The 18376-nt window shown below is 48.4% G+C and carries 18 protein-coding genes; 13 read left to right on the forward strand and 5 right to left on the reverse strand.

Annotation, left to right across the window (positions count from 1 at the left end):
• Window positions 1-27: 27 nt before the first annotated feature.
• Window positions 28-939 carry a D-ribose ABC transporter substrate-binding protein gene (locus ERX55_RS05195; RefSeq protein WP_133451524.1) on the forward strand — a complete coding sequence of 304 codons (912 nt, stop codon included), beginning with the start codon at window positions 28-30 and terminating at the stop codon, window positions 937-939.
• 192 nt (window positions 940-1131) lie between these two features.
• Here the strand turns inward: ERX55_RS05195 and ERX55_RS05200 are convergent, their stop codons facing one another.
• The 3 genes from ERX55_RS05200 to ERX55_RS05210 all read right to left on the reverse strand — a co-directional run bounded on the left by ERX55_RS05200 (window position 1132) and on the right by ERX55_RS05210 (window position 4406).
• Window positions 1132-2037, reverse strand: a complete 906-nt coding sequence (locus tag ERX55_RS05200; RefSeq protein ID WP_133451525.1) for a 3-hydroxyacyl-CoA dehydrogenase — start codon at window positions 2035-2037, stop codon at window positions 1132-1134.
• A 169-nt stretch (window positions 2038-2206) separates the two neighbouring features.
• Window positions 2207-3136 carry an ornithine cyclodeaminase family protein gene (locus ERX55_RS05205; protein WP_133451526.1) on the reverse strand — a complete coding sequence of 310 codons (930 nt, stop codon included), beginning with the start codon at window positions 3134-3136 and terminating at the stop codon, window positions 2207-2209.
• Window positions 3123-4406 carry an MFS transporter gene (locus ERX55_RS05210; RefSeq protein WP_133451527.1) on the reverse strand — a complete coding sequence of 428 codons (1284 nt, stop codon included), beginning with the start codon at window positions 4404-4406 and terminating at the stop codon, window positions 3123-3125. Before ERX55_RS05210 ends, ERX55_RS05205 begins: the two co-directional genes overlap by 14 nt.
• Window positions 4407-4563: 157 nt before the next feature.
• On the opposite strand from ERX55_RS05210, the gene ERX55_RS05215 reads away from it, so the two are divergent.
• The 4 genes from ERX55_RS05215 (at window position 4564) to ERX55_RS05230 (ending at window position 8766) form a co-directional block, all read left to right on the forward strand.
• Window positions 4564-5373 carry an alpha/beta fold hydrolase gene (locus ERX55_RS05215; RefSeq protein ID WP_133451528.1) on the forward strand — a complete coding sequence of 270 codons (810 nt, stop codon included), beginning with the start codon at window positions 4564-4566 and terminating at the stop codon, window positions 5371-5373.
• A 57-nt stretch (window positions 5374-5430) separates the two neighbouring features.
• Complete coding sequence (locus tag ERX55_RS05220; RefSeq protein ID WP_341777460.1) at window positions 5431-6465, forward strand: PTS sugar transporter subunit IIC; 1035 nt, start codon at window positions 5431-5433, stop codon at window positions 6463-6465.
• A 119-nt stretch (window positions 6466-6584) separates the two neighbouring features.
• Complete coding sequence (locus ERX55_RS05225) at window positions 6585-8051, forward strand: ABC transporter substrate-binding protein/permease (RefSeq protein WP_133451529.1); 1467 nt, start codon at window positions 6585-6587, stop codon at window positions 8049-8051.
• Window positions 8044-8766 (forward strand): amino acid ABC transporter ATP-binding protein, encoded by a 723-nt coding sequence (locus tag ERX55_RS05230; RefSeq protein ID WP_133451638.1) that lies wholly within the window; start codon window positions 8044-8046, stop codon window positions 8764-8766. Before ERX55_RS05225 ends, ERX55_RS05230 begins: the two co-directional genes overlap by 8 nt.
• Before the next feature lie 26 nt (window positions 8767-8792).
• On the opposite strand, the gene ERX55_RS05235 is transcribed toward ERX55_RS05230, so the two are convergent.
• Window positions 8793-9950: an aminotransferase class I/II-fold pyridoxal phosphate-dependent enzyme gene (locus ERX55_RS05235; RefSeq protein WP_133451530.1), complete on the reverse strand. Its 1158-nt coding sequence runs from the start codon at window positions 9948-9950 to the stop codon at window positions 8793-8795.
• 158 nt (window positions 9951-10108) lie between these two features.
• Between ERX55_RS05235 and ERX55_RS05240 the strand changes: the two genes are divergently transcribed.
• The 6 genes from ERX55_RS05240 (at window position 10109) to ERX55_RS05265 (ending at window position 15582) form a co-directional block, all read left to right on the forward strand.
• Entirely contained in the window at window positions 10109-11554 is a 1446-nt protein-coding gene (locus tag ERX55_RS05240; protein WP_133451531.1) for an ABC transporter substrate-binding protein/permease, read from the forward strand.
• Entirely contained in the window at window positions 11547-12269 is a 723-nt protein-coding gene (locus tag ERX55_RS05245; protein ID WP_133451532.1) for an amino acid ABC transporter ATP-binding protein, read from the forward strand. Before ERX55_RS05240 ends, ERX55_RS05245 begins: the two co-directional genes overlap by 8 nt.
• A 70-nt stretch (window positions 12270-12339) precedes the next feature.
• The gene (gene queG, locus ERX55_RS05250; RefSeq protein WP_133451533.1) at window positions 12340-13473 is read left to right on the forward strand and encodes a tRNA epoxyqueuosine(34) reductase QueG; all 1134 of its coding nucleotides are present in this window, start codon (window positions 12340-12342) and stop codon (window positions 13471-13473) included.
• Window positions 13463-13936, forward strand: a complete 474-nt coding sequence (gene trmL / locus ERX55_RS05255) for a tRNA (uridine(34)/cytosine(34)/5-carboxymethylaminomethyluridine(34)-2'-O)-methyltransferase TrmL (protein WP_133451534.1) — start codon at window positions 13463-13465, stop codon at window positions 13934-13936. Before queG ends, trmL begins: the two co-directional genes overlap by 11 nt.
• A gap of 11 nt (window positions 13937-13947) precedes the next feature.
• Window positions 13948-14688, forward strand: a complete 741-nt coding sequence (gene nfsA, locus ERX55_RS05260) for an oxygen-insensitive NADPH nitroreductase (RefSeq protein WP_133451535.1) — start codon at window positions 13948-13950, stop codon at window positions 14686-14688.
• Window positions 14689-14964: 276 nt separating this feature from the next.
• Entirely contained in the window at window positions 14965-15582 is a 618-nt protein-coding gene (locus ERX55_RS05265) for a sugar phosphate isomerase family (RefSeq protein ID WP_133451536.1), read from the forward strand.
• Window positions 15583-15791: 209 nt separating this feature from the next.
• Here the strand turns inward: ERX55_RS05265 and ERX55_RS05270 are convergent, their stop codons facing one another.
• Window positions 15792-16673: a nuclease-related domain-containing protein gene (locus ERX55_RS05270; RefSeq protein WP_133451537.1), complete on the reverse strand. Its 882-nt coding sequence runs from the start codon at window positions 16671-16673 to the stop codon at window positions 15792-15794.
• Between the two features lie 78 nt (window positions 16674-16751).
• On the opposite strand from ERX55_RS05270, the gene ERX55_RS11395 reads away from it, so the two are divergent.
• Entirely contained in the window at window positions 16752-16889 is a 138-nt protein-coding gene (locus ERX55_RS11395; protein ID WP_165983710.1) for an SAS053 family DNA gyrase inhibitor, read from the forward strand.
• A gap of 81 nt (window positions 16890-16970) precedes the next feature.
• Complete coding sequence (gene fumC, locus ERX55_RS05275) at window positions 16971-18356, forward strand: class II fumarate hydratase (RefSeq protein ID WP_133451538.1); 1386 nt, start codon at window positions 16971-16973, stop codon at window positions 18354-18356.
• The last annotated feature ends 20 nt before the right edge of the window (window positions 18357-18376 follow it).

Here is an 18376-nt window from a genome sequence, read left to right on the forward strand (position 1 = left end):
TCAAACTATATAAAAGGAGTGTTACGTATGAAAAAGTTTTTAGCCATCTTATTAGTGTTGGTATTGTCGTTAGCAGCATGTAGTCTTGAGTCTCCCGAGAAGAAGAAGGGTGATCAGTCAGCTGACAAAACAGAGGAAATGACGATTGGTGTCAGCTTGTCAACGCTGAATAACCCTTTCTTCGTATCAATTAAAGATGCTATTGAAAAAGAAGCGAAGACCCAAGGCTATAAGGTTAAAGTTGTCGATGCACAAGATGATTCTGCCAAACAGGCCAATGATATTGATGACCTGATTCAACAGAAAGTAGATTATTTAATCATCAACCCGACTGATTCAGCGGCTATCGCATCAGCGGTTGAAAATGCGAACGGTGAGAATATTCCTGTTATCACTCTGGACCGTTCAGTCGACAGCGGCGATGTCGCTTCTTTCATCGCTTCTGACAACGTCGAAGGTGGTAAAATGGCAGCTGACTTTATCGTTCAAAAAGTAGGGAAGAAGGCACAGGTAGCTGAACTTGAAGGTGTACCTGGTGCAAGTGCAACACGTGAAAGAGGAAAAGGGTTCCATCAGGTTGCTGATAAAGAACTGCAAGTAGTTGCAAAACAAACAGCTAAGTTCAACAGAGCTGAAGGTCTGAACGTAGCTCAGAATATCCTGCAGTCCAATCCTGACATAAAAGCTATTTTTGCACATAATGATGAAATGGCTTTAGGCGCTATAGAAGCAATCGGTAATAAAGATATTTTAGTTGTTGGCTTTGATGGCAATGACGATGCACTGAAATCAATTAAAGCGGGTAATCTGGATGCCACTATCGCACAGCAGCCAGCTTTAATGGGTGAAGAAGCAGTCAAAACTGTTACATCACTGAAAGACGACAAGAAGGTGGAAAAAGAAGTTAAAGTTCCTCTGAAATTAGTGAAGCAGCAGTAAATGAAGCACCTCCGGCTGACAGCTGGAGGTTTTATTGTGAGTATTTAATGGTTAGTATGAATGAAAATGATAGAGTATGAGAAAATGAAAAATGTCTGGTAAGCAAGTCATTTCGTGCTTCTAAAATTTTCTTAAACAAAAAGACACCCATTCCATTTTAATCAATGGAGTGGGTGTTCTATTATGATGAGATTATTGATCGCCTTTTGCTTTCAGGAAGGTTTCTTGTCGGTAGCTAGGATTTGGATACGTGTAGAACCCTTTACCTGTAGATGTGCCTAAATGGCCTTTGTCGATATATTCTTCTTTCATCAGCTGAGCGAATTTTAGTAGTTCCTCGTCGTTTTCTTCCTGTGCTTTTGTCAAGGTGATGTTGTAGTCCGTATTCAGTCCGATGACATCTAACGCACCGAACGGGCCGACTTTCATACCGGTTGCTGCCATCCAGGTTTTATCGATGGTCTCCGGATCAGCGACACCTTTCACATAGAGGCGTTTACCGGCTTCAAGGAATGGCACCAGGATTGAGTTTAAGATATAGCCGGGCTGTTCTTTCAGCACATGCAGTGGAATCAAGCCGATTGATTCCGCAAACTCCAGCACTTCATATTCATATTTCTTGTCAGTGCCGGCATGCCCCATCACTTCGCCTGTGTTGTTTTTCCAGACTTCATTGGCGAAATGTAACGCCAGAAATTTTTCGGGCCGTCCTGTATATTCAGCGAAGTCACTTGGAATCATCGTTGAAGAGTTTGTCACAAAAATCGTTTTTTCAGGTGCGACTTTCGCCACATTCGTATAAAAGTCGACTTTGATTTTCTTGATTTCAGGGATGGCTTCAATCATCAGATCAGCATCCTGCAGGGAAGTCTCCAGGTCATGCGTCGTAGAGATACGTGCTCTGGCTGCTTGGGCTTTAGTGTCATCATGGAAGAAAGCCGTGTAAGTCGCAATCAGCTTATCCAGTTTGTCGATAGCTGCTTTTTCTGCTTCCTCATTGATATCATAAAGCTTCACATCATAACCAAAGTAAGCTGACTGAAAGGCAATCTGAGTGCCTAAGACACTGCCGCCGACAATCGTAATATTTTTCATCATAACCGTCTTCTTTATTTATTACTAGTTAGTATTATTTCGTTAATTATTATAATCCTTATTGATAAGGAGCTCAAATAAGTTGCTTATGAATCAAATCTCAAAATAGATAAGCTTGCACTGGATGAGAGCAAGCTTATCTTAATGATGCTAGATGAACTGAGTGTCGCAGTTACTTCAGTCGCTGGTAGGCCCCTACCGTTACGGCAAGATCGTAGTAGGCGGCACCGACAGACTTGAAGATAGTGATCTCCAGTGGCTGCTGCGGCAGCGTGCTGATAGCGGCCAGCGGGACAGCCTCACTGAATGAAAAACTGCCGTCCTGTTCTGCCTGAATGAATTCGCCTGCCTCGTGTCTTGCACCCTCGATATCATCGAGGACGATGCAGTCAGCTTGTGTGATCGTCTCGGTATCAATCTCGCGCATCGAGGGTAAGTAGGAACCGACGCCGTTAATATGAACAGGTCTTTTAAGATGGTCGTGACTGAAGACTTTTTCCTCAGAACGGGTGGCACAATTGATGATATCTGCACCAGTCACCGCTTCTTCCGCTGTCTGACAGACAACGATGTCAGCTGTGGTTACCGCCTGTAATCTCGTCTTAAAGGCATGCGCTTTATCGGTTGTTCTGTTATAGAGCTTGATCGTCTGAATATCTCTTACGGCAGTAACGCCGAGCACCTGCTCGAAAGCCATGCCGCCTGTGCCGATGACGCCGAGCACCTGTGCATCTGAGGCAGCTAAGTGATCGGTTGCGACGGCACTCATGGCACCGGTTCTGAGACGTGTCAGATAGCTGCTCTCCAGAGTCGCGACGTGGGCACCATGTGTGAGCTCACTGAGCAGTGTGACCCCTTGCGAGACCGGCTGCGCATTATTCTCCGGGAATATGGAGATAGTCTTCATAATGGAATACATACTTCTCGTATTAATGCAGGGCATATAGAGCATGGTGTTCTCGGTGCCTAGCACTTCAATCACTGTCCGCTCCTTCATGATAATATGCTGGCTCCGGACGTCCTCCAGGACAGCCCGGATATCTTCGATAGCATCCGGCATCTGGTAGACGGACTGAATGGCTTCGTCGTTATAATACTTCATGGCCAGGCTCCTTATGACGCTTGATACTGAGCACAGCGGTGATGGAGATCGCAGCGATGACCATCAGATAGATGGCTACGGGCACGTAGGAGTGATTGAAGCGGCCCATCAAGTATTCTGCGATCATCGGTGCTGTTCCGCCGGCCAGTGCGGCACCGATCTGATAGCCGAGCGTTACACCCGTATAGCGGACTTCCTTGCTGAAGACTTCCGAGAACATCGTGCCTAAAACGGCGGTGATCGGTGACCAGATGATGCTGAGACCGATAATAGTCGCGATCAGCACCATGACGATGGAACGCTGTTCAAGCAGCCAGAAATACGGGAAGCTGTACAGCATCATAGCGGTCGCACCGATCAGGTAGAGCTTCCGGCGGCCGACACGGTCACTCAGTCTGCCGTAGAACGGAATCATCAGGGTTGTCAATATCGCAGCGGCCATGACAATCAGCATGATATGTTCAAACTTCAGATGGAGTGTCGTCGTTGCATAGCCGACGACGAACGTCCCGAAGATATAGAAAGGCGCGGTCTCGACAAATTTCGCGCCGCTTGTGATCAGCACTTCTTTCCAGTGATATTTCAAGGTGTGGAAGAGCGGGACTTTCGGTGCAGTGCCTGACTGCTGAACTTCCTTGAAGGCAGGTGTCTCGTCCAGGCCCTTACGGATGATGAAACCGAAGACTACGAGCACGCCGCTTAAGATAAACGGAATACGCCAGCCGAAGCTGTTGAACTGTTCCTCAGTTGTCAGCGCCGTCATCAGATAGAAGGCCAGTGAGCCGAGCACCATACCGATTGTGACGCCCATCTGCGGCACGCTGCCGAAATAGCCGCGTTTTTCAGGTGGCGCATACTCAGTAGCCAGCAGCAGAGCCCCGCCCCATTCACCGCCGATACCGAGACCCTGTACAAGCCGGCAGAGGAGAAGCAGAAGCGGTGCCGCGATACCGATGGATTCATAAGTCGGAATCAGACCGATGGCCACTGTGGCAACACCCATCAGCAAGAGTGTCATGACGAGTGTCTTCTTGCGGCCCATCCGGTCACCGATATGGGCGAAGAAGATGCCGCCGAACGGCCGGATGAAGAAGGAGAGCGCGAGGCCGAAATAGGCAATCAGATTAGAGACAGTCGGATCGTCCGTCACGAAATACTGCTTGCTGAAGATGACGCTCGCTACGGATGCATAGAGAAAGAAATCAAACCATTCAATGGAGGAGCCGATAAGACTGGCGCCGAGGACCTTGTTCTCAAGTTTCTTGTTCATAGTTATTTCCCCTTTGTTTAAGCTGTATTTAAATTAAATATTATATTTGAAAGAATTTTCTGTCAATTAAATTTTATCGGTTATTCGTTTTATAACGGATTATTTTTTCTTCGGGAGGGTATAATCTCCTGTTATCAAAAGAGAAGGACGGGATGAGATGCACATACAGATTAAAAATATCACACTGAACTATCAGGAGGCCGGCACGGGCAGACCGGTCTACTTCATTCATGGCAACGGGCTGAATCTGTCCAGTCAGTACCAGCTGTACGACCATTTATTTGATGATTCATTCAGACGTATCTATCTGGATCTTCCTGGCATGGGTGAGTCGGAGGCGGATCTATCCATCACGACGACGAATGATATGCTGGATGTCATTATGGCATTCATCGATACACTGACGCCGCATCAGGATATCATCCTGTTCGGTCATTCCTACGGGGCCTATATGTGCTTAGGGCTGATGGACCGCTGGAAGAACCGGATCACGGGTGCCTATCTGACTTGTCCGGTCGTGGAAGGCGAGTACAGTGAACGCAACCGTGAGCCGCTTGAACAGAAGATTGAGGAGCGTGTCACTGTCCAGGCGGATGCGGACTACTACGATGAGTATCTGGCTACGACGGCTGTCATCAACCAGCAGACATGGGAACGGTACCGTGAACAGATCGTACCGGGCATCAAGCAGGCTGATAAGACTTTCATGAAGGAGCTGAGACGAGACGCGAGTGTCTACTATCAGTTCCGCTGTGAAGATGTGATTGATATCGGTGATGATACCGCGCTGCATGTCGTTGTCAGTAAACAGGATACCGTCGTCGGATACAAGGACCAGCTGTCATTCTTCAATAATGAACCGAACGCGACAGTGACGCTTGTCGCGAACGCCGGTCACAATCCGATGATAGAGGAGAAGGAGCTGATTCAGTCACTCGCAGCTGTTTTTATTATGCACCTGAAATAAGCGTTGTGCATATATCACTTTTAGTCTATGATAGTGGACTAGATAGTGATTAAAGGAGTGAATGAATTGAAGTCTTTTTTCTTTAAAATATTAAACGGCATGGCGACAGGAATCGTTGTTGCGCTGATTCCGAACGCTATGCTGGGTGAACTCTTTAAATATCTGGCGCAGCATTATGATATCTTCAATGTGCTGCTGCAGTTTCTGCAGATCTTCCAGTTCTGCGCATCCATTATCATCGGCACGCTGGTCGGCCACCAGTTCAAGATGAACGGTCCGCAGAGCGCTATTATCGGCGGTGCAGCCTTTATCGGTTCAGGGGCTGTCAAGTTTACAGAGCAGGGCGCGATGCTGACCGGGATGGGGGATCTGATCAATATTCTGATTACCATCGCCTTGTCTGTTCTCGTCATTCAGCTGGTCGGTGACCGTCTCGGCACGCTTAATCTTGTCTTTCTGCCGATTCTTGCAGGCATTATACCGGGGATTATCGGTACGCTGACACTGCCCTATGTCAGAATGATCACGGGGACTCTCGGCGAACTGATTCATCACTTTACGACGCTGAACCCGCTGCTCATGTGTATTCTGATCTGTGTTTTCTATTCTGTCATGATGGCGACACCGATTTCCCTTGTCGCTATTGCGACGGTCATCAGTCTGTCTGGACTCGGCAGTGGTGCAGCGAACCTCGGGATTGCGGCCTGCTGCTACACCTTCATCGTAGGGTCATGGTTCGTCAACAATAAAGGGGTCAATACGACACTTGTGATCGGTGCGGCAAAGATGATGATGCCGGTCTATTTCAGAAATCCGGTCATTATCGTGCCCCTGATACTGAATGGTATTGTCGGCGGTCTGATGGCCTACTTTATGGGCATCCAAGGGACTCCGATGTCCGCAGGTTTCGGTTACACGGGTCTGGTCGGACCGCTCAATGCCCTGCCGACGATGGAAGGGAATGCCTTGCTCAAACTGTTGCTCGCTTACTTGGTCGTGCCCCTGCCGGCCGCGATTTTCTTCCATTATGTACTGAAGAAGTTTATTCCGCAGTATCAGAATGAAATTTATAAATTTGAACCGGAAATTTAAAAATCCAGCCGAGGCTGGATTTTTTATTTTGCATTTATTATGGAAGTATTTAAATGTCTGAAAATTGCAACGAATTGTATTGTATCTTCCCTGGCTGGATTGTATAATTAATCCAGTAAATGAAAGGGGATGTCATCGTGCCTAAAAGAGGTCTGTTCAGTTTAGTAATGCTCATTGTCTTGTTATTTACCTTAATACCTGCGCCAGTTTCGGCGAAGGAAGATTTACTGGATACTGCGAGAAAAAGAGGGGAATTAAGAGTGGGCCTCGCAGCCAACGCCGCGCCTTTTGAGTTTGAGCGGAATGTCAATGGTAAGAATGAATATGCAGGAATCGATATTTCACTCATCGAGAAAATAGGGAAGGATCACGGCCTGAAGATCAAGATAGTCAATATGACATTCGACAGTCTTCTCGGTGCCCTGAAGACCGGGAAGATTGATGTGATCGTCTCAGGAATGACCCCGACCCCTGAACGGCAGAAGAAGGTGGATTTCTCTGATAACTACCTGTTTGTTGACCAGAAAGTGATTGTCAAGAAGAAGGATAAAGACCAATACACTTCCTTCGCTGATTTTAAGGGTAAGACCATTGCGGTACAGAAACAGACGGCACAGGAGGAAATCGCCCAGAAGGAGATTCCGGATGCCAGTCTGAATGCCCTGACACGGACGCCTGATATCATCATGGCGGTCCAGACCGGGAAAGCAGAAGCGGCCGTGATTGACAGTGTCATCGGTGACGCCTACCTGACCAAGAACAAGGACCTTACCTACGCCGATCTCACGTTCGATGACGGCAAGAAAGAGACGGCAGTCGCTGTCCCAAAAGGCAATCCGAAGCTGCTGGCAGCCATCAATGCATCCATCAAGGATGCAGAGGAGAAGGGGCTGATTGAGGAATATCAGAAGCAGGCCAACAAGGATATGTTTGATGACGGGACATTTCTCAATAAATACGGTTCCTATTTTCTGCGCGGAATCGGTGCAACAGTGCTGATTTCACTGCTGGGTGTCATCTTCGGTTCACTGTTCGGCGGCATCTTCGCCTTTATGAAGCTCAGTGCGAATAAAGTGCTGAGAGCCATCGCCTGGCTCTATATTGAATTCATAAGGGGGACACCGCTCCTCGTCCAGTTGTTCCTTGTCTACTTCGGGACGACGGCGGTGCTCGGGCTGGACCTGTCCGCTTTCCTCTGCGGTGCTATCGCGCTGATCCTGAACTGCGGCGCCTATATCGCTGAGATTATCCGGGCGGGCATTCAGGCGGTCGACAAAGGCCAGATAGAAGCCGCGCGTTCACTCGGACTGAGCCACGCCCAGGCGATGAACAAGGTCATCATGCCGCAGGCCGTCAAGAATATCCTGCCGGCACTCGGCAATGAATTCATCACGGTCATCAAGGAATCTTCCATCGTCTCGGTCATCGGGGTAAGCGAACTGATGTTCAATGCGCAGGTCGTGCAAGGGGCGTCTTTTGATCCGTTCACACCGCTTGTCATTACGGCCGCTGTCTATTTTGTGCTGACGTTTGCGCTGTCCCGACTGATCAACCTATTTGAAAGGAGACTGAGTGTCAGTGATTAATGTGAGAGAGCTTCATAAAAGTTTTGGTCAGGTGGAAGTACTGAAAGGAATCAACCTGGAAGTCAATGAAGGGGAAGTGGTCGCGATCATCGGTCCGTCAGGCAGCGGCAAGTCAACACTGCTGCGCTGTCTGAATCTGCTTGAGGTCCCGACGAGCGGCGAGATTGTGTTCGAGGGCAACGTGCTGAACGACAAGAAGACGAATATCAACCTGCACCGCCAGAAGATGGGGATGGTGTTCCAGAGCTTCAATCTCTTCCCGCATAAGACGGTGCTCGACAATCTGACGATGACTCCATTACTGCTGAAAAAAGGCAACAAGGCTGACCTCGAGGCATTCGGCCTCGAGCTGTTGGACAAAGTCGGTCTGAGGGATAAGGCGGACCGCTATCCGTCGCAGCTGTCAGGCGGACAGAAGCAGCGCGTCGCCATCGCGCGCGCCCTGGCGATGAATCCTGACGTCATGCTGTTCGATGAACCGACGTCTGCGCTCGACCCGGAGGTGGTCGGTGATGTGCTTGCTGTCATGAAGAATCTGGCGCGTGAAGGGATGACGATGGTCGTCGTCACACATGAGATGGGCTTTGCCCGTGAAGTCGCAGACCGGGTCATCTTCATGGATAAAGGCATCGTGCAGGAGGAGGGACCGCCTGCCCAGCTCTTCGGCAACCCGCAGAATGAACGGACCCAGCGTTTTCTGTCAAAAGTACTCTAAAAAAATCCAGCCTCGGCTGGATTTTTTTATTTCGGATAATCGTGCAGGAAACGCTCCAGCCGGTCACAGGCTTCGACGATCTCCTCCATCGTACAGGCGAATGACAGGCGGATATAGCCTTCACCGAGGTCTGAGAAGGATTTGCCGGGTACCACCGCCAGCTGCACGGCTTCAATCAGCTCATTGGCGAACTGAAATGAGTCAGATGAGTAGGCAGAGATATCCGGAAAGATGTAGAACGCACCCTGCGGCTTGATGACCGGCAGTCCCATCTTCACCAGACGGTCGTACAGATAGTCACGGCGCTCGACATAAGCCGCGTTCATCCTCTTGACGTCCTCCTGACCGTATTTCAGTGCACTGATGGCGCCGTACTGCATTGGTGTCGCGACGCAGATGGAATTGTATAGATGCACGGTCGTGACATGTTCCAGCAGTTCGGCCGGTGCGAGGACGTAGCCGACCCGTGCGCCGGTGATGGCATGCGATTTGGACAGGCCGCTGACGACAAAGAGCTGCTTGCGTACCGCCGGAAACTCCATGAATGAGTGATGGGGGCTGTCATAGACGTTCTCTGAATAGATTTCATCCGTGATGATGAAGATATCTGTCTGACTCAGCACATCGACCAGCGCGCTGATCTCGTCATATGAATAGGTGACGCCGGTCGGATTCGTCGGATAGTTGAAGATGATGGCTTTTGTTCGTTCGGTGATAGCAGCAGCGACCGCTTCACCCGTCGGTACAAAATGACTGTCTGTCGTATCGATATAGACCGTCTCCGCGCCCAGCAGTTTGATGACCGGCTCATAGCCGAGATAGGTAGGTACGGGCACCAGCACCTCGTCGCCGGGATTGAGGAGGGTCCGCAGTACATCATCTATGGCTTCAGAGCCGCCGTTCGTCATGAGGATTTCAGTCTCAGCATCATAACGGACGTTCAGCCGGCGGTAGATATCGTCCGATACCGCCTCGCGGAGTTCCAGCAGCCCTTTGTTATGGGTATAGCGCAGCTGATTCTCTTCAATCGCCTTGATCATCGCTTCTTTGATATAGCTGGCCGGCATAAATCCTGACTGGCCCAGAGTGAGATCCACACAGTTATCATAGCGGGCCACCTTGTTTGAAAACTGTCGTGTACCCGGTACTTCCAGCTGCGAGACGTAAGCATTAATTTCCTTCATCAAAAAAACCTCTTTCATAATCCGAATTTTCTGAATATAATATATCTTAACTATAGTTTCTTTAACTGTTTAAAGCAACGTTAAATTGACTATTGTATATATATTAAATAGAATGTATAGTTATTACAAAAGTTTTTAAGGAGGGTGGGATATTGAACATGAAGAAGAGTATTACCTTGATACTGGCGTTACTGCTGGTGATTGCAAGTCTGCCGCTCTACAGCGCATTTGCTGCAGACGATCAGCTTGACGTCATTAAAGAGCGGGGCGAGCTGCGTGTCGGTTTATCGGCTGACTATGCACCGTATGAATTTGAGAGAACGGTGAACGGCAAGAGGGAATATGTCGGTATCGATATCGAACTGGCCAAGAAAATAGCGAAAGATTTAGGAGTGGAGCTGAAGATCGTCAATATGCAGTTTGACAGTCTCCTCGGTTCACTGAAGACGGGCAAGATTGATGTGATCATCTCGGGGATGAGCCCGACGCCTGAGCGTAAGAAAGAAGTCGATTTTACGGATGAGTATATGCAGGTTAAACAGCGTATGGTCGTTCAGAAGAAAAATCAGAGCAAACTGAAGACAGTAGAAGACTTCAAGGGTAAGGGGATTGCCGCACAGAAACAGACGACACAGGAAGAGCTGGCGCAGACAGAGCTGCCTGAATCCAATCTGACCTCTCTGACGCGTCTGCCGGAAGCCATCATGTCACTCAATACAGGTAAAGTGGAGGGCGTCATTATGGAAGGCCCTGTTGCAGATGCTTATCTGTCACAGAATACGCAGTTAGCCTATTCAGACCTGGAATTCGGCAATGCTGATAAAGGGACAGCCATCGCACTGCCGAAAGATTCACCGAAGCTCCTCGATGCGTTGAATGCTTCCATCAAAGAGGTGAATGATCAGAAGCTGATTGAAGGCTATAAAGAAAAAGCAAACGAAGCCATGTTTGATGACGGCTCATTTTTAAGTAAATACGGCATTTATTTCCTGCAGGGACTCGGTGCAACGATTCTGATTTCGTTATTGGGCGTTGTCTTCGGTTCACTCTTCGGGGGCATCTTTGCCTTCATGAAGCTCAGTACGAATAAGATTCTGAAGGCCATCGCCTGGGTATATATCGAATTTATCCGCGGCACGCCGCTCCTGGTTCAGGTGTTTCTGGTCTATTTCGGTACGACAGCAGTACTCGGACTTGATTTATCCGCATTTGTCTGCGGGGCGATTGCACTCATCCTGAACTGTGGTGCCTACATTGCCGAGATTATTCGTGCAGGAATCAAGGCAGTGGATAAAGGACAGATGGAAGCGGCGCGTTCGCTCGGACTTAGCCATGCCCAGGCGATGAACAAAGTCATTATGCCGCAAGCCATCAAGAACATCCTGCCGGCGTTAGGTAATGAATTTATCACTGTCATCAAGGAATCTTCCATCGTCTCGGTCATCGGGGTAAGCGAACTGATGTTCAATGCGCAGGTCGTGCAAGGGGCATCGTTTGATCCATTTAAACCGCTCTTGATTGTGGCGATCGTCTACTTCTTACTGACATTTGGTTTATCACGAGTGATGAACTTATTCGAAAGGAGAATGAGTGTAAGTGATTAATGTGAGAGAACTCCATAAAAACTTTGGACATGTTGAAGTGCTGAAAGGGATTAATATCGATGTGCAGGAAGGGGAAGTGGTGGCCATCATCGGACCTTCCGGCAGCGGCAAATCAACACTGCTGCGCTGTCTGAATCTGCTTGAGACACCGACAAGCGGTGAGATCATTTTTGAGGGCAATGTCCTGAACGACAAGAAAACGAATATCAACCTGCATCGCCAGAAGATGGGGATGGTGTTCCAGAGCTTCAATCTCTTCCCGCATAAGACGGTGCTCGACAATCTGACGATGACTCCATTACTGCTGAAAAAAGGCAACAAGGCTGACCTCGAGGCATTCGGCCTCGAGCTGCTGGACAAAGTCGGTCTGAGGGATAAGGCGGACCGCTATCCGTCGCAGCTGTCAGGCGGACAGAAGCAGCGTGTCGCTATCGCACGTGCACTGGCGATGAATCCTGACGTCATGCTGTTCGATGAACCGACGTCAGCGCTCGACCCTGAGGTGGTCGGTGATGTGCTCGCTGTTATGAAGAGTCTGGCGCGTGAAGGGATGACGATGGTCGTCGTCACACATGAGATGGGCTTTGCAAGAGAAGTGGCTGACCGGGTCATCTTCATGGATAAAGGCATTGTCCAGGAGGAAGGACCGCCTGCCCAGATCTTCGGCAACCCGCAGAATGAACGGACACAGAGCTTTCTATCCAAAGTATTATAAATTCAGGCACAACGCTCCGGCGTTGTGTTTTTTTGTGGTAAAATAGTTGCATTGATTTGGAGGTGAGTACATGTCTCAAACGCTGAAAGAGGAGATCATTGCGTATAGCAAGACGATCGGCATCGATGCCATCGGATTTACGACAGCGGAGCCGTTTGAAGAGCTGAGGCCGAAGCTTGAAGCATATTATGCGAAGGGCTATGCTTCAGGCTTTGAGGAGTCAGATATCGAGCTGAGAATCGATCCGAGGAAGTCCATGGCTTCAGCTGAATCGATCATTGCTATAGCGGTGGGTTACCCTAACAAACTGCCCGGCACACCGAAAAGTACCCGCGGAGAGCGACGCGGCATGTTCGCGCGGTCATCCTGGGGGATGGACTACCATTCCCTGCTCAGGAAACGGCTGCAGCTACTGGAAGCATTCATCAAATCGCGTCTACCAGAGGCGGAGTGTCTGTCAATGGTCGACACCGGTGTATTAAGCGACCGGGCTGTAGCGGAGCGCGCGGGACTGGGCTATGCCGCGAAGAATGGCTTTATTCTGAATAGGAAGCTCGGGACATGGACGTATCTCGGTGAACTGCTCACCTCCATCAAGCTGCCGCCAGATGCACCTGTCCTGGACAGCTGTCTGGACTGTACCATCTGTATAGATCGCTGCCCGACCGGTGCTTTAGTCGGTAACGGCCAGCTTAATTCACAGAAGTGCATCAGTTTTCTGACGCAGACGAAAGGCTTCTTGCCGGATGAATATAGAAGCAAGATCGGGAACAGATTGTACGGCTGTGATACATGTCAGCAGGTCTGTCCGAAGAACCGCGGCATCCATACGACCCATGACGACATCATACTGGAACCTCTTAAGCTGAAGCCGTTACTTGAACCGCTCCTGACTATGAGCAATAAGATGTTCAAGAATGAATATGGTCATCTGGCAGGGAGCTGGCGTGGCAAGAAGCCGGTCCAGCGCAATGCGATTATCGCGCTTGCCCATTTTAAGGAAGAGAGTGCAGTGCCGACACTGAAAGAAGTGGCTGTGAAAGATGAGCGTCCGGTCATCAAAGGAACTGCATACTGGGCGATCGGTCAAATTGCCGGGGAAGCGGAACGCCCTTTCTTGGAGGAAAGATACAGGATGGAAGAAGACGCAGCAGTCAAGAATGAAATATTAAAAGGATTAGAGGAGATTACACATGTCAATTAACGTCGTGCTTTATCAGCCGGAAATTCCGGCCAACACAGGAAATATCGCCAGAACTTGCGCCGCAACGGATACGACGCTGCACTTGATCCGTCCGCTCGGCTTTTCGACAGATGACAAGATGCTGCGCCGTGCGGGCCTTGATTACTGGAAATTTGTCAATATCATCTACTATGACAGCATCGAAGAGTTTTTTGAGAAGACAGCGGGCGGCAATTATTACTTGCTGACGAAGTTCGGTCAGAAGCCGCATACGACGTTTGATTACTCAGATACGACTGTCCAGCATTATTTTATTTTCGGTAAAGAGACCACTGGCCTGCCAGACTGGGTAAAAGAAAAGTATATGGATACAGCGCTCAGAATTCCGATGAACGATAATGTACGTTCACTGAACCTGTCGAACACTGCTGCCATCTTAGTCTATGAAGCACTGAGACAGCAGAATTATCCAAATCTGAAATAAGAGGTGTAGATATGAATGAAGTCATCAGACAGTTAATGAATCATCGCTCCATCCGGCAGTTTACTGACGAGAAGCTGACAGGAGAGGAAGTACGGAGATTGGTGGAGGCCGCTCAGATGGCCTCAACATCCAGCTACCTGCAGGCCTACTCCATTATCGGCGTGACCGATGCTGATAAGAAGGCAGCCTTACGAAAAGTGAGCGGTCAGACCTATGTAGAGGACAATGGTCACTTGTTTGTATTTGTTGCAGATTTCTACCGCCATCAGCTGATGAGCGAAGAACTCGGCGCAGATATCAATGACTATTTAGGTGCGACAGAAAGTTTTCTGGTAGGGACTGTAGATGCAGCACTTGCCGCGCAGAATCTGGCGGTCGCAGCGGAAAGTATGGGACTTGGCATCTGCTATATCGGCAGCCTGCGCAACGATATGCAGCAGGTGATTGATATCCTGAATCTGCCGGAACATGTCTATCCGCTTTTTGGGATGGTTGTGGGTCATCCTGCTGACTCAGGCAGTCAGAAAGAACGGCTGCCGTTTAAGCATATCTATCATGAGAACGGTTATGACAGCAGCAGCTATGCTGAAGAGATTGCAGGATATGACGAGGAGATCGCGGCCTATTACCGGGCACGGACGAATGGTAAGCGGGCTGATAAATGGAGTGAGCAGGTCGTCGGAATGCTGAGTGAAAAGACCCGGCTGGATGTAGATGACGTGGTGAAGAAACAAGGATTCCTGCAGCAATAAAAAAAGATTGGCGGAGAGCCAATCTTTTTTTATTTTAAGTTTTTAAGCTCTTCGTCGCGGATGCCGTATTGAGATTCACGACCAGCTGTTAACATTGCAACGATGAATGATAAACCGACCATGCAAATTAATAAAGTGTTCATAAGGGAAGGACCTCCTGAAATATAATTACTTTTATTATATACCATAACAATTAAGAGTGAAACCTTATGTTTCAATGATATACTAATAAGGGTATAAGTGAATTATTAAAAGTGGACTCAGGAGGAAAACATCATGGCAATGAATTTTAAGATTTTTGAAACTGAGGGTATCGCTTCTCAGTATGCGGCAGATATCGTAAGAAAACAGTTCAACAATAACCCGACTTCAATCGTTGTGTTTGCACTGAACGATGAGCAGGATCATTTCTACCGTGAATTACATGAAGAGATGGCGACTTATCCAGTCGATGCGAGCCAGATTCATGTATTCGATTATGATAATGCTGGGGCTGAATTTCTGAATATGGGCATCGTCAAAGATCAGCTGCATAGTGTGAAGAAAACAGTGAATATTGATGAAGAAATTAAAGAGAAAGCCAAGACAAAAGAAAACAAAGGTAAACTGACTATGTTGGTAGGGACAATCAATACAGATGGCACAGTCGGTTACCGTGAAGTGAATTCTGATTCAGATAAGGGTCTGCTCACTGCACGCGAAATCATTCTGTTAGTGACAGGTGCAGATAAAGCGAATGTTGTCTCACAGCTTTACAGCACAAGTGAAACCAATACAAACTTTGAGGCCGGCAATCTGAAGTCACACCGTATGTCGACAGTCATCTTAGACTGGGAAGCGGCACAAGGCCTGCCAGCAGATGTACGTGAATATTATTATTCAGTGTTCTCATAAGATAAAGCGCACCAGCTCGTGATGAGCTGGTGTTTTTTAATTGAGGGAGAAAATAATAGAGGGTTGAGTGGCGCGCCCGGCGCCACTGGGGAGCGGCAGGCAGCTTGAGTGGCGCGCCCGGCGCCACTCGGGAAGAGAAGACAGCTTGAGTGGCGCGCCTGGCGCCACTCGGGAAGAGAAGACAGCTTGAGTGGCGCGCCAGCCTAGTCTCAGGGAATAAGTGATTCGTCTGTCTTATTTGCCAGTATGCGTTGCAGCGTCCGCCAACAGACTTTGCCGTCCATCCATTCATAAGCGGTCTTAGTCGTCACAGGTCGGTCAGCCCATATATAACGATAGACTTTGAGCTGATGGCTGACAACTTGATGCGCATTATAGACCTGGCCACACGCTGAACAACCATATTGGCGCTGGCTTTTCTTGATGAGCGGCTGATGACATCTCTCACAGTAGATGCCTTTAGAGACTGAATCGTAATCAATCTCAAGCTTTCTGTCGAAGTCATTGGCTTGGTTCAATGAAACAAGATAACGTGCTAAGTCATCACGGGGCGCTCGGCTAGCTATATAGGGTGCGAGCACGTGCTGATAATTACCAGGCACAAGGACATCACCGTCTAGCAGCAGACCGCTTATTTGCTGTTTGCTGTTGACAAAGAACGGCATAACCTTCACCTCAATCGTGCTGTCATAGTCAGCAATCAGTTTGGACATCAGCCGCCTGATTTTACCGAGCTGTGTGTGCAGTGAGGTCAGTATCTCGCCGGACTGCCGGTAGAAATGGCCATTCTGATAGATCAGATCCATACTGTAGTTCTTGATTTCAAGGACGATGACAGTCTGATCAAAAATAATAAGGCTGTCAATCTGCAGTTGCTCAAAGTCAATATTCAGTCGTAAATCACAAAGATAAAGGCAGCTGGAGGACGTGAATAAGTCGGTCAGCCAGTGGTCAGCCAGAGATTCACCGCTGTAACCTTTCTTCATTCTTTCCTGTCTGTCAATCGTCTCAACGCCAAAGGGATAACGATATTTCAGCATTTCATAGCTTAAATATTGATGAATGAGGGTACGAGAATGGTAGATGATCATGAGGCGCTCCTGGATGTATTTGACATTTCCAATATATCCCTTAATGAGCAGCCTGACAAATTTTAAGGAGGACTATCCATGCACAATCCAGAAAATGAAATGGTTGAAGATTTCAGTGATGTTGTAGAACTCGGAAAAGAAATGGAACAGATTTCAGAGCAGAATGCTGAGGAGCATAACTTCAACGGTACACAAGATGAACGCGAAGACAGCTGATGATTCAGCTGTTTTTTTGTGATGAATGTCCTTATTATTTAATGTAGAATAGAAGTATCAAAACATTAAGGGGAGAATAACATGTCTGTAAGAATTGAACACGATACATTTGGTGAAATCGAAGTACCTGCTGAAAAATATTGGGGCGCTCAGACGCAGCGCAGCAAGCAGAATTTCCCGGTCGGTAAAGAAAAGATGCCGATTGAAGTCATCTACGGCTTCGCACATCTGAAACGTGCGGCGGCAGTCGTCAATAAAGAACTGGGTAAATTATCTGAAGCGAAAGCAGCTGCAATTGTCAAAGCCTGTGATGATGTACTGGCAGGCAAACTGGACGAACATTTTCCGCTTGTCGTCTGGCAGACCGGCAGCGGTACGCAGAGTAATATGAATGTCAATGAGGTCGTCGCATTCGCTGCGAACCAGTATCTGGCTGAATCAGATTCTGAAGAACGTATTCATCCGAATGATGACGTCAACAAATCGCAAAGTTCAAATGATACTTACCCGACGGCGATGCACATTGCCCTTTACAATGAGATTGAAGTGAAACTCATGCCGGCACTTGACCGTCTGCGCAACACGCTGAAAGACAAAGAGGAAAAGTTCGCGCATATCATCAAAATCGGTCGTACTCACTTACAGGATGCGACACCTTTAACGCTGGGTCAGGAAATCTCAGGCTGGCGCTACATGCTCGACAAATGTGAGGAACTGCTGAACACAGCTAAAAAAGAACTGCTGAATCTGGCGATCGGTGGCACTGCTGTGGGGACTGGCATCAATGCGCATCCGGAATTCGGTGACCGCGTGGCCGCACAGATCAAGGAGCAGACGGGTTATGACTTCGTTTCCTCCCCGAACAAGTTCCATGCGCTGACGGCTCATGATGAAGTGACCTTCGTGCACGGGGCCTTGAAGGCACTGGCAGCAGATTTAATGAAGATTGCGAACGATGTACGCTGGCTTGCGTCAGGTCCGCGCGCAGGTCTCGGTGAACTGTCGATTCCTGAAAATGAACCTGGTTCTTCAATCATGCCGGGTAAAGTCAATCCGACTCAAAGTGAGATGCTGACGATGGTCGCTGTACAAGTGATGGGTAATGATACAGTGATCGGTATGGCAGCAAGTCAGGGTAACTTTGAGCTGAATGTCTTTAAACCTGTCATCATGTATAACACGCTCCAGTCGATTTATCTACTGGCGGACGGTATGAACTCATTCAATGACAACTGTGCAGTCGGAATCGAGCCGATTGAAGAGAATATCACGAACTATCTGAACCAGTCACTGATGCTTGTGACTGCCCTTAATCCGCACATCGGTTATGAGAAAGCAGCTTATATCGCGAAGACCGCCCACAAAGAAGGCCTGACATTGAAAGAGTCGGCCCTGAAAAGCGGTTATCTGACAGAAGAACAGTATAATGACTGGATCAAACCGGAGGATATGATTCATCCGAAATAATAAGTATGAAGCAGGGAAGA

This window comes from Macrococcus bovicus (genome assembly GCF_004359575.1).
Classification (GTDB): Bacteria; Bacillota; Bacilli; order Staphylococcales; family Staphylococcaceae; genus Macrococcus; species Macrococcus bovicus.

Coding starts and splice junctions, on each gene's coding strand:
- ERX55_RS05195 (WP_133451524.1), top strand. CDS start 28: ATGAAAAAGTTTTTAGCCATCTTATTAGTGTTGGTATTGTCGTTAGCA.
- ERX55_RS05200 (WP_133451525.1), bottom strand. CDS start 2,037: ATGATGAAAAATATTACGATTGTCGGCGGCAGTGTCTTAGGCACTCAG.
- ERX55_RS05205 (WP_133451526.1), bottom strand. CDS start 3,136: ATGAAGTATTATAACGACGAAGCCATTCAGTCCGTCTACCAGATGCCG.
- ERX55_RS05210 (WP_133451527.1), bottom strand. CDS start 4,406: ATGAACAAGAAACTTGAGAACAAGGTCCTCGGCGCCAGTCTTATCGGC.
- ERX55_RS05215 (WP_133451528.1), top strand. CDS start 4,564: ATGCACATACAGATTAAAAATATCACACTGAACTATCAGGAGGCCGGC.
- ERX55_RS05225 (WP_133451529.1), top strand. CDS start 6,585: ATGAAAGGGGATGTCATCGTGCCTAAAAGAGGTCTGTTCAGTTTAGTA.
- ERX55_RS05235 (WP_133451530.1), bottom strand. CDS start 9,950: ATGAAGGAAATTAATGCTTACGTCTCGCAGCTGGAAGTACCGGGTACA.
- ERX55_RS05240 (WP_133451531.1), top strand. CDS start 10,109: ATGAAGAAGAGTATTACCTTGATACTGGCGTTACTGCTGGTGATTGCA.
- queG (WP_133451533.1), top strand. CDS start 12,340: ATGTCTCAAACGCTGAAAGAGGAGATCATTGCGTATAGCAAGACGATC.
- trmL (WP_133451534.1), top strand. CDS start 13,463: ATGTCAATTAACGTCGTGCTTTATCAGCCGGAAATTCCGGCCAACACA.
- nfsA (WP_133451535.1), top strand. CDS start 13,948: ATGAATGAAGTCATCAGACAGTTAATGAATCATCGCTCCATCCGGCAG.
- ERX55_RS05265 (WP_133451536.1), top strand. CDS start 14,965: ATGGCAATGAATTTTAAGATTTTTGAAACTGAGGGTATCGCTTCTCAG.
- ERX55_RS05270 (WP_133451537.1), bottom strand. CDS start 16,673: ATGATCATCTACCATTCTCGTACCCTCATTCATCAATATTTAAGCTAT.
- ERX55_RS11395 (WP_165983710.1), top strand. CDS start 16,752: ATGCACAATCCAGAAAATGAAATGGTTGAAGATTTCAGTGATGTTGTA.
- fumC (WP_133451538.1), top strand. CDS start 16,971: ATGTCTGTAAGAATTGAACACGATACATTTGGTGAAATCGAAGTACCT.